The organism is Mycobacterium sp. (assembly GCF_039583805.1).
Taxonomy (GTDB): domain Bacteria; phylum Actinomycetota; class Actinomycetes; order Mycobacteriales; family Mycobacteriaceae; genus Mycobacterium.
Map to the genome: position 1 here is coordinate 17,954 of NZ_JAVKSH010000034.1, position 13,384 is coordinate 31,337.

The window sequence follows — 13,384 nt, forward strand, 5'->3', positions numbered from 1 at the left end:
CCCGGCTCGCTCCAACCTTAGCTAGTCTAAGCGGAATGGGCGAGCCAGCGCCGGTCGCCGCCAGATGGCCCGGGCGCGGTGCAGATGTCGGGGTGCAGGTGTCAAGGAGTCGAATAATGAGCGCTACGATGCAAGACATGACGGTACACCGGCTGGCCCCGCTCGCCGCGATCGTCGTCGCGGTCGGTCTGGCGGCGCCGGCATACGCCGATCCCGACACCGATTTCGACAACCAGATCCAGCGGTACGGCATCTACGGCCCCCACGACTACGACCCGTACCTGGCCAAGATCGCCTGCAAGCGCCTGGGTGACGGTGTCGACCCGGACGCCGCGGCATCATCGCGATTCCTGGCCCACAACCTGCCGAGGGGCACCACCCAGGTGCAGACCTACCAGTTCCTGGGCAGCGCCATCAGCATCTACTGCCCCGAACTCGCCTCCAAGCTGCAGAACATTCCCGCCGGCTAAACGGATCGCGCTCGGCTACGTGTCGTCGTCGACGATCCCGCCGCGGGGGAGCCGGTGCCGACTCGACGACTTGCCGGTGGGTCGACGATTGCGCAGTCCCCCGCGGGGTTCCCCGACGGCCGCGATCTCCAGCTCCGGCCCGTCGTCGCCGGCCTCGGAGGCGTCAACCGTCGGCGTCTCCGGGTGCCCGGTAGGCTCGTCGATCGCTTCGGTCCGGGTGTCTTCAGGGCTTTCGGCAGGCCCGGCGGCTTCGGTGATCTCGGTGGCCTCGGTGGCCTCGGTGGCCTCGTCGGCGAGCTCGCCCTTCCGGCGGCGCAGCCACCGCCTGGGCTTCGTGGACGTGGCCGGCTTGGGCGGGCGCGGCGGCAGTTCGGCGACGAAGGAGAGATAAAACCCGCACACCGCCAGCACCGCGATCGCCGCTGCCGCTCCGTAGATCCCGAACAGCCACCGCCCGGCGCGGTCCAGGCTCAGCCAGGTCTCGCTGATCGCGGTGCCGGCGATCAGCACACCCGCCACCACGTGTCCCACGATCGAGAAGGTCCGCAGCGTCAGCGCTGTCCGCGGAACGCCGCGTTCGAGCTTGCGTGCCGCCAGCAAGGTGAACACCACCGGCAGCGCCGCCAGGGCGATCAGTGCGGCCGTCACGATGCGCAGCGCCGTCCCAACGGTGTGGGTGGTGGCGCCCGTCAACTCGGGCCAGCGCGGCAACACGAAGAAGAAGTAGAGGACCCCGGCAGCGAGGCTGAGCGATGCGTGCCACAACACGGCGGCGGTGCGGCCCATACGCCCTCCTCGATGTGGTGGTCCGCGGGCGACCAAGCCTGACCGTCGGGTCTGGTCGCACCGCGGACCGAGCGCGGAGGATGCGGGATTTGAACCCGCGAGGGCTGTTAACCCAACCCGCGTTCCAGGCGAGCGCCATAGGCCACTAGGCGAATCCTCCGCCGGTCATGGTAGCCGAGCTGACGCCGGTCGCCGCCAGCCCGGCGACGATGCAGGCGGGAACGGCCTGAGGAGTAGCCGGGCAATCCAATCCAGCCTGCGACTACACTCTGCATGGACCCCGCGCGGCGTCTATCCTGTGAACTCCCCCAGGGCCGGAGGGCAGCAAGGGTCAACGGGCTCTGGCGGGTGCGCGGGGTCCCCCATGGCGGAACCCGCGGGCCCGACCCCGGGATACCACCCACGGCAGTGACGGTGAGAGTTCGGGACGGTGAGAGTTCGGGACGGTGAGAGTTCGGGACGGTGAGAGTTCGGGACGGTGAAAGGACGGATGGTGTCGTTTCACTCCCTGGGCCGCGCCGAACTCGCCGCCCGGCACGCGCACCACCAGCGGGATTACGCCGGGCTGGCGGCCCGGAAGCTGGCGCTCGACCTCACCCGCGGCAAGCCGGCAGCCGAACAACTCGACCTGTCCAACGCGCTGCTGAGCCTGCCCGGCGACGACTACCGCGACGGCGACGGCACCGACACCCGCAACTACGGCGGGTTACACGGATTGCCGCAGTTGCGGGCCATCTTCGGCGAACTGCTCGGCATCGGCGTGCCCAACCTGATCGCCGGCAACAACTCCAGCCTGGAACTGATGCACGACGTCGTGGTCTTCTCGATGCTGCATGGCGGGGTGGACTCGTCCCGGCCCTGGAAGGACGAGGCACGCGTCGCGTTCCTGTGCCCGGTGCCCGGCTACGACCGGCATTTCGCCATCACCGAAAGCCTGGGCATCGACATGATCCCGGTCCCGATGCGCGAGGACGGCCCGGACGTCGACCTGATCGAAGAACTAGTCGCCGCCGACCCCGCGATCAAAGGGCTGTGGGCGGTGCCGGTTTTCGCCAACCCCACCGGGGTGACGTACTCGTGGGAAGCGGTTCGCCGCCTTGTCCACATGCGCACGGCGGCAAGCGACTTCCGGCTGTTCTGGGACAACGCCTATGCGGTGCACACCCTCACGCGGGACTTTCCCCGTCAGGTCGACGTGCTGGGTCTGGCCGCCACCGCCGGCTACCCCAACCGGCCGTATGTCTTCGCATCGACGTCGAAGATCACCTTCGCCGGCGCCGGTGTCAGCTTCCTCGGCGGGTCGCTGGGCAACATCGCCTGGTATCTGCAGCACGCCGGCAAAAAGTCGATCGGCCCGGACAAGGTCAACCAGTTGCGGCATCTGCGGTTTTTCCGTGACGCCGACGGGGTGCGCCGGCAGATGCTGCGTCATCAGCAGATCCTGGCGCCGAAGTTCGCGCTCGTCGCCGAAGTCCTCGAGAAGCGGCTCGGTGATTCCAAGATCGCGTCGTGGACCGAGCCCAGGGGCGGCTACTTCGTCAGCCTCGACGTGTTGCCCGGCACCGCGCGGCGCACCGTCGCCCTGGCCAAGGACGCCGGTATCGCGCTCACCGAAGCGGGGGCGTCGTTCCCGCACCGGAAAGACCCCGACGACAAGAACATCCGGATCGCGCCGACGTTCCCGTCGACACCCGACCTGCGCGAGGCGATCGACGGCCTGGCCACCTGCGTGCTGCTGGCCGCGACCGAGACCCTGCTCAGGTGAGCGCCTGTCGGTGGCCGTCGGTAGCCTGCTGAGCGTGGCGCTCTACCGCAAGTACCGACCGGCGACGTTCGCCGAGGTGGTGGGCCAGGAGCACGTCACCGAGCCGCTGTGCACCGCCCTGACCGCGGGCCGGATCAACCACGCGTACCTGTTCTCCGGGCCGCGCGGCTGCGGCAAGACGTCGTCGGCTCGCATCCTGGCCCGCTCGCTCAACTGCGAGCAGGGCCCCACCGCCACCCCGTGCGGGGTGTGCGACTCCTGCGTGGCGCTGGCACCCAACGGGCCCGGCAGCATCGACGTCATCGAACTCGACGCCGCCAGCCACGGCGGCGTGGACGACACCCGCGAGCTGCGCGACCGCGCGTTCTACGCGCCCGCGCAGTCGCGCTACCGCGTCTTCATCATCGACGAGGCGCACATGGTGACCACCGCGGGGTTCAACGCGCTGCTCAAGATCGTCGAGGAGCCGCCCGAGCATCTCATCTTCGTGTTCGCTACCACCGAACCGGACAAGGTGTTGGCGACCATCCGCTCGCGCACCCACCACTACCCGTTCCGGCTGCTGCCACCGCGCACCATGCGGGCGCTGATCGAGCGGATCTGTGCGCGGGAGAACGTCGTCGTGGACGACGCGGTGTATCCGCTGGTGATCCGGGCCGGCGGCGGTTCACCCCGCGACACCCTCTCCGTGCTCGACCAGCTGCTGGCCGGTGCCGACGGTGACCATGTCACCTACCAGCGGGCTCTGGGGCTGCTCGGCGCCACCGACGTCGCGCTGATCGACCAGGCCGTCGACGCGCTGGCCGCCGACGATGCCGCGGCGTTGTTCGGTGCGGTGGAGTCGGTCATCGACGCCGGCCACGACCCACGACGATTCGCCGTCGACCTACTGGAGCGTTTCCGCGACCTCCTTGTCCTGCAAGCGGTTCCGGACGCCGCGTCGCGCGGGGTGGTGGATGGCCCGGAGGATGTGCTGGATCGGATGCGCGACCAGGTGACTCGGATCGGGGCGGCGACGCTGACCCGCTACGCCGAGGTGGTGCACGCGGGTCTCGGCGAGATGCGCGGCGCCACCGCGCCGCGGCTGCTGCTGGAGGTGATCTGCGCACGGTTGCTGCTGCCGTCGGCCAGCGACACCGAGTCGGCGCTGCAGCAGCGCGTCGAGCGGATCGAAACCCGGCTGGACATGTCCATTCCGGGCGAGCCCGTCCCGCCCAGGCAGCACGCCACGCAGACTAAAGCCCCTGAACCCGAGGGGGATCCGGCGTCCGAGAGCCCGCCCGAGGCGGTCTCAGGCGAACCCGGGGCGGCTGCCATCCGCACCCTGTGGCCGACGGTGCGCGACAAGGTGCGTCAGCGCAGCCGCACCACCGAAGTGATGCTGGCCGGTGCCACAGTGCGCGCGGTCGAGGGAAACACGTTGGTGTTGAGCCACGAATCCGCGCCGCTGGCCAAGCGGCTGAGCGAGCAGCGCAACGCCGACGTCATCGCCGAGGCGCTCAAAGATGCTCTGGGCGTGGACTGGCGGGTGCGCTGCGAACCCGGCGGGCCGGCGGCGACTGCCACTGCGATGCCGCTGACCGACGTCGAGCCTGCGCAGCGGGCCGAAGAGGAGAGCATGTTGGCCGAAGCCGGGCAGGACAACCCGTCGGCACCGCGCCGGGACCCCGACGAGGCCGCCCTCGAACTGCTGCAGAACGAACTGGGCGCTCGCCGTATCGACAACGGCTGAGGTTTTTCTACGGCTGCCACCACGGTCGCAGCGGCAGGTTGTCGCGGCCGCGCTCGTCGGCCTTGCAGGCGAGTACGTGATGCAGCTGAAGCTTGTTCTGCTCGAAGCTGACTCGCGAGGCCGCCATGTACAGACCCCAGATCTTGGCGACGGGCAGGCCGACCTCGGCGACCGCCTCGTCCCAGTGCGCGACCAGGTTGCGGCACCAGTCGCGCAACGTCATCGCGTAGTGATGCCGCAAGTTTTCCTCGTGCACCACCTCCAGCCCGGCTTCCTGGATTTCGGTGACGATGCGTCCCGCGCCGGTCAGCTCGCCGTCGGGAAACACGTAGCGGTCGGTGAAACCGACGGCACGGAAGGTCGACTTGTTGCCGCGGCGGGTGATGCAGTGATTGAGCAGCAGCCCGCCGGTGCGCAGCTTACGCGCGAGGAAGCCGAAGTAGGACGGGTAGTTCTTGACCCCGATGTGCTCGGTCAGCCCGATCGACGAGACGGCGTCGAATCCGCTGTCGCTGACGTCGCGGTAGTCGGCGTGCCGCACTTCGGCCAGCTCGGAAAGCCCCTCGGCGTCGATCGCCCGGCGGGCCCAGGCGGCCTGTTCGGCCGACAGCGTGGCACCGATCGCGCGGACACCGCGCCGGGCGGCGTAACGCACCATGCCGCCCCAGCCGCAGCCGACGTCGAGCAGCCGGTCACCCGGCTGCAGGCGCAGCTTGTCGAAGATCAGCCGGTACTTGTTCTGCTGAGCCTCTTCCAGCGTCGCGTCGGGCTCGGGGTATACCGCGCAGGTGTAGGTCATCGACGGGCCGAGCACATATTCGTAGAAGGTGTTCGAGACGTCGTAGTGGTGGTGGATGGCCCCGGCGTCGCGAATTTTGCTGTGCCGCAGGCCCTCCGCGATTCGCCGCCACCGGGGCTGCACCTCCTGCGGCGGAGGCGCGACCGGCATCAGCCGGTCGATGCCGATCGACCGAATCATGGCGGCCAACACCATTGGCGACGGCCGTTTGAATTCCATCCTGTCGGCCAGTGAGGCGAGCAACGGGTACAGATCTCCGGGGTGGACGCCGCGCGCTGCCAGGTCGCCGGCGACGTAGGCGCGGGCCAGGCCGAGCTCACCGGGCGCGGTGGCCAGATAGGTGGCGCCGCGGGGGGTCAGCAGATCCAGGCCCAGCGCGGCGTCGTCGGCACCGGCGGTGCTGCCGTCGTAGGCGGTGAACTTCAGCGGCTGCCGCTTGCCGTGTGCGCACAGTGCCAGGATCTCGGCCAGGGTGAGCTTGCCGTTGGTGGCCGACGCGGGTTCTTTGATCGTTGTCATCGACGTTGCACCGCCTTCGCGTAGAGGTCGAGGAGACGTGAATCCGGATCGTAGGCTTTCTTGACCGTCGTGTAGGCCTCTCCGCCGTAGAGTTCGTCGAACTCCTCACGGGTGTAGTAGGAGTCGGAGTAGAGCGACTTGTGGCCGTCGAGCTCTGCGACTTTCACCTCGATCCGCCGGTTCGTCGCCCCCTCGGTCGCGCCGGCGGGCACTGCGGACCAGAACCCGACGTTGACGTAGGTGCGGCCAGGCCGAAGCGGATACAGCGGCCAGCCGTCGAGGTCGCGCAACCGCAACGGGCACAACCAGATCGGCGTGATCGGCACGGTGTCGAGGAACCATTCCAGGAAGTCCGTGCTGCGCTCGATCGGCACCTCGACGTCTTGCACCACCCGCTCGCGCGGCGGGCGACCCTTGTGCTTGTCGATCCGGTCGGCGATGCCGAACCGCTGGTCTAGCGCCACCAGCTTCGAGTAGGCGCTGCTGCGCCGGTAGCGCCGCGGCCACCAACGGCGGACCCGCGGGTTCTGCGCGCCGAACGGGCGTGAGCACCAGAACCAGTCGGTGTCCCAGCGCCAGAAGTAATCGTGGATGGTCAGCCGGTCTTCCTTGACACCGGTCTCGTGCCGGATGGAGAGGTAGTAGATGTCGCGTCCGGTGTAGTCGCTGACCGGGCCGGCAGTGGTGGTGCGCACACCGACGCACAAGTAGCTCTCGTCGGCACTGAACACCACACCGTCGAGATAGTCGACTGGCACACCGTCGAGGCCGCGGGTTTCGACGATGCGGTCCATCGCCGCCACCATCGCGTCCAGCGAGTGGAACCGCACGTGCCGCAAGGCCACGAACGGTTTGACGGGTTCCAAATCGATCCGCAGTCTGGTCGAATAGCCCAGCGTCCCGTAGGAATTCGGAAAGTACCGGTACAGGTCGGGGTGTTGTTGCGGCGACACGGTGAGCAGTTCGCCTGCGCCGGTGAGGATATCCATCTCCAGCACCGACTCATGTGGTAGGCCGTTGCGGAACGACGCGGACTCGATGCCCAAGCCGGTGACTGCACCGCCCAGGGTGATGGTCTTCAGCTGCGGGACCACCAGGGGCGACAGACCGTAGGGCAGGGTCGCGGCCACCAGGTCCACGTAGCTGCACATGCCGGCCACGTCGGCGGTGCGGGCCTCCGGATCGACGGCAAGGACGCCCGTCAGCCCCGACGTGTCGAGGCCGGGCGCATCGCGTTTCACGCGGGCGCGGAACAGATTCGACGTCGGCTTGGCCAGCCGGACGGATGCGGTCGCCGGGATGGATCGGTAGCTCGTCAGCAACCGCTCCACCCCGGCTGCATGCGCCGCTGCCGCGGCCGCAGGAACAGGCACCACATATACCCTAGTCCCCGACAGCGGCCCGTGCATCGCGCGGCACGCGCTGTCAGCACTTCGACAGCAGAGGAGTCGTGGGTCATGGGACAGGTCAGCGCAGCCAGTGCGGTCGTGATCGATGCCCAGCCGGCGGCGGTCCTGGCCGCGGTCGCCGACTACCAGACCGTGCGCCCGAAAATCCTGCCCCCGCAATACCGGGACTACCAGGTGCTGCAGGGCGGCCAGGGGCAGGGGACGGTCGCCCGGTGGACGCTGCAGGCCACCGAATCCCGGGTTCGGGATGTGCAGGCCGACGTCGACATGGCCGGTCACACCGTCATCGAGAAAGATGCCAACTCGTCCATGGTCACCACCTGGACGGTGGCTCCCGCGGGGCCCGGTTGCAGCGTCACGGTCACGACGACATGGACCGGCGCGGGTGGGGTCAAAGGATTCTTCGAGAAGACGTTCGCGCCGCTGGGGTTGAAGAAGATCCAGTCCCAGGTGCTGGCCAACCTGAAGAAGGAGCTGGAGAATTAAGGATTGCGTAGGGAGAGGATGAGAAGTACCATTCCGCCAGCTGAGGTAGTGGGCATGCTTTGGTTATTGATAACTGCCTGGAGCTCTGCCCGGGTCGGGAGGTCGAAATGTCAGGTCGTGCGATTCGCTCGCTGAACTCAGCAGTGGTGACTAGTGCCGGCTTCTTGGCGCTGACCGCGATGGCGCATCCGGCCCTTGCGTCCGGAGACGTTCCACCGGATCCCGCCGATCCGACGACCGTCGGGTTGGTCATCGGTCCCAGTGGGGTACCGATCCCCGGATCCGACTATGTGCAAGCGGCCAACTCCCTCTACATCCAGCCCAATTTCCCCGGCACCACCTACCCCGATCCCTACGTGAACGGCCTGTTCACGCCCGAGTATCCGGTCCTCAGCATGCCGTTCTCCGATAACTACCCCAACGCCTCGACCGGTCCGCTCGCGGGCTTTCCGGACCAGAGCACCTCGGTGGGCCAGGGCATGCTCATTCTGGACAACGCGATCGCGAGTAACAAGGCAGCCGACGACATATCAACCGTGTTCGGCTGGTCGCAGAGTTCCTCGATTTCCAGCCTGGTCATGCAGCAGCTCGACCCGTCCGGCACCCCGATGCCAGACGATGGTCTGCAGTTCGTGCTGGTCGGTGATCCCAGCGCTCCCAACGGCGGGTTGTCCGAGCGCTTCGACGGTTTGAACGTGCCGAGTCTGGGGATCTCGTTCGACGGCGCAACCCCCGCCAACGACTTCCCCACCGACATCTACACCCTCGAATACGACGGCTTCGCCGACTTCCCGAAGTATCCCATCGATTTCCTGGCGGACGTCAACGCCGTACTGGGTTTGGAGACGATCCACGGCGACTATCTGATCCAGACTCCTGAACAGGTCAAGGACGCAATCCTGTTGCCAGGATCGGAACTCCTCGGCACGCCGGACAGCCTCACCAACTACTACATGACCGACGAGACTGCACCGCTGGTGACATTGCTGTCGGGTATCCCCGTCATAGGAAAACCGCTCGCCGACCTGCTGGGGCCGGACTTGACGGTGCTGATCAACTTGGGTTACGGCGCCGACAACCTCGGCTATTCGCTTCCGGCGAATGTGCCCACCCAGTTCGGGCTGTTCCCGGACGTCAACCCGGCAACAGTCCTGAACGAGTTGGTCGCCGGTGCGCAGCAGGGCATGAGCGCTTTCGGCGGCGACATGTCGCACCTCTCGTTGTCGTCGTTGTCGTCGTTGTCACCGGCGGCGTCGCCGCCCTCGCTGACGAGCCTGACGGATCTTGTGACGGGATTGTCGATCGCCGCCAGTGATCCAGCAGCGACGGTCACCGACGTCGTCAACGCGTTCACCAGTGCCGGCGCCGCGCTGAGCGCCCTGCTGATGCAGACATTGGACATCGCCAATTCTGCGGTGACTACCATGCCCGCCTACGACGTCAGCCTGTTCCTGGACCATCTCAATAACCCCTTGGATGCCATCGGCCTGCCCATCGCAGCGGACACCGCCTTGCTCACAATTGCAGGCGGTTTCGAATTGGCGGTCCTTGAAGGGGCGGTCACCATAGTCATCGACGACTTCGCCGCTCTGGCCCCATAGCGCTTCGCCCGGTCTATGACCACCGATGGTGTCATTGGGCAGCGGCGGCGATCGACAGCACAATGCCGTCCAGAATCACAATGCCGTCCAGAATGTCGTGTTCGCTGACGGTCAGCTCCGCAATGCCGGCCCGTTCGCGCAGCGCTAATTCCAACTCCCGCACGATGATCGCCCCGGCACCGATCACGTCGGCGCGGCCCGGATGCATCGGCCCGAACGCCGCGCGTTGCGCGCGTGTCACGCCTATCAATTCGCCGCACACCTCCAGCAGCTGCTCGACGCCGACGCGGGAAAGTTGAACGGCCGCAGAATCATAGGTCGGCAGATCCTGCACCAGCGCCGCTAGCGTCGTCACGTCATCCAGTCACGCGCGGCGGTCGCCGCGGACTACACTAAGTGATCGGTCCAATGTTCGGCATGTCTGGCGACCGCGGCGAACGTTGTCTGTGATTCTGATTTGGTGCGTTCACCGGAACAGCCAGCCCGCACCGATGATTCACAAGCTCATATTCGTTGAGTGCTCCACCCGGGTCGGGAGGTCACAATGTCAGGTCGTGCGATTCGTTCGCTGAGCTCAGCAGTGGTGACGAGTGCCGGTTTCCTGGCGCTGATCGCGCTGACGAATCCGCCCCTCGCGTCCGGGGATGTTCCACCGGACCCCGCCGATCCGACGACCGTCGGGTTGGTGATGGGCGGCAGCGGCCAACCGCTGCCGAACTTCAACGTGCCCGACTATGTGGAGCACGCCGACGAGTTCTACATCCACCCCAATTTCCCCGACACCACCTACCCCGCCCCCTACGCGGACGGACTGTTCACGCCGGAGTATCCCGTGTTCAGCATGCCCTTTTCTCTCAACGACCCCAACGCCACGACCGGTCCCCTCGCGGGCTTTCCGGACCTGTACACCTCGATGGGCCAGGACATGCTGATTGTGGAAAACGCCATCGCGAGCAACCAGGCAGCCGGCGACATCTCAACCGTGTTCGGCTACTCGCAGAGCTCCACGGTTTCCAGCCTGGTCATGCAGCAGTTGGACCCGTCCAGCACGCCAGAGCCCGACGACGGCCTGCAGTTCGTGCTGGTCGGCGACCCCAGCGCCCCCAACGGCGGGCTGCTTGAGCGTTTCGACGGTTTGAGCCTGCCGAGCCTGGGCCTCTCGTTCGACGGCGCAACCCCCGCCGACGATTTACCCACCGACATCTACACCATCGAATACGACGGCTACGCCGACTTCCCGCGATACCCCATCGATGTGCTGGCAGACCTCAACGCCTTGGCGGGAACGATTTTCATCCACGGCCTCTACCTGGACCCGAGCGTCATTTCGTCCGACGTGCTCGACAAGGCCTTTCTCTTGCCGGGGTCGGAGGGCCTCGGCGCGGACACCCTCACCAATTACTACATGATCCCGCTGAGCGCGCTGCCGTATCCCGACGACAATCTGCCGCTCCTGCAGCCGCTGCTGGGTATTCCCGTCGTCGGGAAACCGCTGGTCGACCTGATTCAGCCGGACCTGACGGTGCTGGTGAACTTGGGCTACGGCGTCGACAACCTTGGCTATTCGACACCGGCGAATGTGCCCACCCCGATCGGGCTGTTCCCCGACGTCAACCCGGCAACAGTCCTCAACGAGTTGGCCGCCGGGGCGCAGCAGGGCGTGAGCGCTTTCGGGAGCGACATGTCGGACCTGTCCTTGTCGTCGTTGGTGCCGACGGCGTCGCCGGCCCCGCTGGCGAGCCTGACGGATCTGGTGACGGGATTGTCGGTCGCCGCCAGTGATCCCGCAGCGACGATCACCGACGTCGTCAACGCGTTCACCAGTGCCGGCGCCTCGCTGAGCGCCCTGCAGTTACAGACAACGGACATCGTCAATGCTGTACTGACCAGCTTGCCCGCCTACGACATCAGCCTGGTCCAGGAGCACCTCTCCAACCCGCTCGATGCCATCGGTCTGCCGATTGCGGCGGACACCGGCCTGCTCACGCTGGTAGCCGGCTTCGAATTCGAGCTCGTCGACCAGGCGATCACCGGGGTTATCGACGACTTCGCGGCTCTGGCCCCATAGCGCTTCGCCCGGTCTATGACCACCGATGGTGTCATCGGGCGGCGGCGGCGATCGACAGCACAATGCCGTCCAGAATCACAATGCCGTCCAGAATGTCGTGTTCGCTGACGGTCAGCTCCGCAATGCCGGCCCGTTCGCGCAGCGCTAATTCCAACTCCCGCACGATGATCGCCCCGGCACCGATCACGTCGGCGCGGCCCGGATGCATCGGCCCGAACGCCGCGCGTTGCGCGCGTGTCACGCCTATCAATTCGCCGCACACCTCCAGCAGCCGCTCGACGCCGACGCGGGAAAGTTGAACGGCCGCAGAATCATAGGTCGGCAGATCCTGCACCAGCGCCGCTAGCCCGAAGTTCCCCCTGGTGTGGTGACGGGTTGGGGAGTTGAGCTGGGGTTTTGCGCTCTGGTGGGGTGGTTGCACTGACTACGCCAGGCCGTGGCGGTGGGACACGTCGAGGAGTGCGAAGGCCCGCCGCTGTAGTGGGGTGGGGCTGGTGGGCATGGTGAATGCGGGCATGTCGTTGGCGGGCTGGATCTGGTTGGCGCACAGGGTGGCCAAATCGGCGAGCAGGCTGGTGAAGCTGTGCACCGGGGTGTCCTCGGTGGTGCGTTTACGCGCGGCCTTGGCCAGCGCTTCATCGGAGCGTTGGGCGGCGGCGACGGGGTTGGCGCGTTTGGCGGCCGCGGCGCGTTTGTCGTTGTCGACGAACAGGATTGGGGCCAGGGCGGCTTTCATGTGCCAGATGAGGTAGTAGGACAGCATGCGCAAGAACATGTGGGCGCGGACCCGGTCGGCCAGCCGATGCCGGATGGGCCGCACGTCCAGTTCGCTGTTGAGGGTGCGGAAGAACCGCTCGACATCGGCGAGGCTCTTGTAGCGCAACACGACATCGTCGCGGCCCAGGGTGTGTTCGTCCATGCTGGTGCGCAGCGCGTAGATGCCGTCGAGGGCGGCCTCGGCGGCGATCGCCTCGGTGTTGCGGGTGAAGGTGAAGGATGTGTCGGTGATCTCGAGGGTGAAGTGCTTGGCCATCTTGTAGTGGTTGATGATTTTGCCCACCCGTAGCGCGATCTTGTCCCGCCCGCGCAGCGGGCGTTTGGCGCGGGCGGTGGCGGCGGCGATGGGGGTGAGTTCTTTTTCGGTGGCGGCCAACAGATCCTGGCGTTTGCGGGCCCGCTTCTCGGCCAGGGCGGGGTTGTGGCAGCACACCAGCCGCTCGCCGGGAAACTCCGGGGAGGTGATCTCGAACAGGTCCTGGGTATCGAACAGCGACAGCTGCAGCGCGCCCTCCTCGACCAACGCCTTGATCTGCGGGGCGCGCAACGCGCTGATCCAATCCAGCTGCGCGGGGCGCACCTCGTCGCGGATGCGGGCGTGGGTGAGCATGCCCCGATCCCCGACCAGACACACCCGGGACAGCCCGAACCGGGTTTTGAGCTTGGTGATCTGGGCGGCCAGGGTGTTCGGGTCGGCGGTGTTGCCCTCGAACACCTCGATGGCGATCGGCACCCCGGCGGGCGAGCACAGCAGCCCGTAGACGATCTGCAGCCGGCCTTTCACCCCGTCACGGGGGTGCCCGATCGCCCCCAGTGGGCAGGTGCGGCCCTCAAACGCCGCCGAGGACACGTCATAGAGCACCAGCGTGCCGTTGACCAAATGCCGGTCGGCCAAGGATTTTTCGATGCCTTCTTTGCGTTCAAGCACCCAGTCCATCGCCGCATACAGGTCGTCCTCATCACAGCCGCTGA

At 66.8% G+C, this 13,384-nt stretch carries 10 protein-coding genes, 1 tRNA gene, 1 other RNA gene and 2 pseudogenes; 7 read left to right on the forward strand and 7 right to left on the reverse strand.

Going from position 1 to position 13,384, the window contains the following annotated elements; all coding sequences use genetic code 11:
• Positions 1-137: 137 nt before the first annotated feature.
• A complete protein-coding gene (locus ABDW21_RS06590) occupies positions 138-470 on the forward strand; it encodes a DUF732 domain-containing protein (RefSeq protein WP_343601598.1) in 333 nt (110 codons plus the stop codon).
• 15 nt (positions 471-485) lie between these two features.
• Here the strand turns inward: ABDW21_RS06590 and ABDW21_RS06595 are convergent, their stop codons facing one another.
• Both ABDW21_RS06595 and ABDW21_RS06600 read right to left on the reverse strand, forming a co-directional pair.
• Positions 486-1,256, reverse strand: a complete 771-nt coding sequence (locus ABDW21_RS06595; protein WP_343601573.1) for a hypothetical protein — start codon at positions 1,254-1,256, stop codon at positions 486-488.
• Positions 1,257-1,330: 74 nt separating this feature from the next.
• Positions 1,331-1,416, reverse strand: a tRNA-Ser gene (locus ABDW21_RS06600).
• 112 nt (positions 1,417-1,528) lie between these two features.
• Between ABDW21_RS06600 and ffs the strand changes: the two genes are divergently transcribed.
• From ffs to ABDW21_RS06615, 3 genes are all read left to right on the forward strand, one after another.
• Positions 1,529-1,623, forward strand: an RNA gene (gene ffs, locus ABDW21_RS06605) — signal recognition particle sRNA small type.
• A 126-nt stretch (positions 1,624-1,749) separates the two neighbouring features.
• Positions 1,750-3,021 (forward strand): aminotransferase, encoded by a 1,272-nt coding sequence (locus tag ABDW21_RS06610; RefSeq protein ID WP_343602743.1) that lies wholly within the window; start codon positions 1,750-1,752, stop codon positions 3,019-3,021.
• 34 nt (positions 3,022-3,055) lie between these two features.
• The gene (locus tag ABDW21_RS06615; RefSeq protein ID WP_343602752.1) at positions 3,056-4,753 is read left to right on the forward strand and encodes a DNA polymerase III subunits gamma/tau; all 1,698 of its coding nucleotides are present in this window, start codon (positions 3,056-3,058) and stop codon (positions 4,751-4,753) included.
• Between the two features lie 7 nt (positions 4,754-4,760).
• Here ABDW21_RS06615 and ABDW21_RS06620 read toward each other — a convergent pair whose 3' ends face one another.
• Together ABDW21_RS06620 and ABDW21_RS06625 are read right to left on the reverse strand one after the other, a co-directional pair.
• Positions 4,761-6,071 (reverse strand): class I SAM-dependent methyltransferase, encoded by a 1,311-nt coding sequence (locus tag ABDW21_RS06620; protein WP_343602744.1) that lies wholly within the window; start codon positions 6,069-6,071, stop codon positions 4,761-4,763.
• Entirely contained in the window at positions 6,068-7,447 is a 1,380-nt protein-coding gene (locus ABDW21_RS06625; RefSeq protein ID WP_343602746.1) for an FAD-binding oxidoreductase, read from the reverse strand. The genes ABDW21_RS06620 and ABDW21_RS06625 overlap by 4 nt, the downstream gene beginning before the upstream one ends.
• A gap of 81 nt (positions 7,448-7,528) precedes the next feature.
• On the opposite strand from ABDW21_RS06625, the gene ABDW21_RS06630 reads away from it, so the two are divergent.
• Together ABDW21_RS06630 and ABDW21_RS06635 are read left to right on the forward strand one after the other, a co-directional pair.
• Positions 7,529-7,966: an SRPBCC family protein gene (locus ABDW21_RS06630; protein ID WP_343602748.1), complete on the forward strand. Its 438-nt coding sequence runs from the start codon at positions 7,529-7,531 to the stop codon at positions 7,964-7,966.
• Between the two features lie 146 nt (positions 7,967-8,112).
• Positions 8,113-9,567 carry a PE-PPE domain-containing protein gene (locus ABDW21_RS06635; RefSeq protein ID WP_343602750.1) on the forward strand — a complete coding sequence of 485 codons (1,455 nt, stop codon included), beginning with the start codon at positions 8,113-8,115 and terminating at the stop codon, positions 9,565-9,567.
• Between the two features lie 31 nt (positions 9,568-9,598).
• Here the strand turns inward: ABDW21_RS06635 and ABDW21_RS06640 are convergent.
• A pseudogene (locus ABDW21_RS06640) lies at positions 9,599-9,922 on the reverse strand (hypothetical protein); the annotation flags it as partial.
• A 228-nt stretch (positions 9,923-10,150) separates the two neighbouring features.
• Here ABDW21_RS06640 and ABDW21_RS06645 point away from each other — a divergent pair.
• A complete protein-coding gene (locus tag ABDW21_RS06645) occupies positions 10,151-11,635 on the forward strand; it encodes a PE-PPE domain-containing protein (protein ID WP_343710201.1) in 1,485 nt (494 codons plus the stop codon).
• Positions 11,636-11,666: 31 nt separating this feature from the next.
• On the opposite strand, the pseudogene ABDW21_RS06650 reads toward ABDW21_RS06645, so the two are convergent.
• Both ABDW21_RS06650 and ABDW21_RS06655 read right to left on the reverse strand, forming a co-directional pair.
• A pseudogene (locus ABDW21_RS06650) lies at positions 11,667-11,981 on the reverse strand (hypothetical protein); the annotation flags it as partial.
• A 78-nt stretch (positions 11,982-12,059) separates the two neighbouring features.
• The coding region (locus ABDW21_RS06655; RefSeq protein ID WP_343710202.1) for an IS1634 family transposase at positions 12,060-13,384 on the reverse strand (1,325 nt) is incomplete at its 5' end.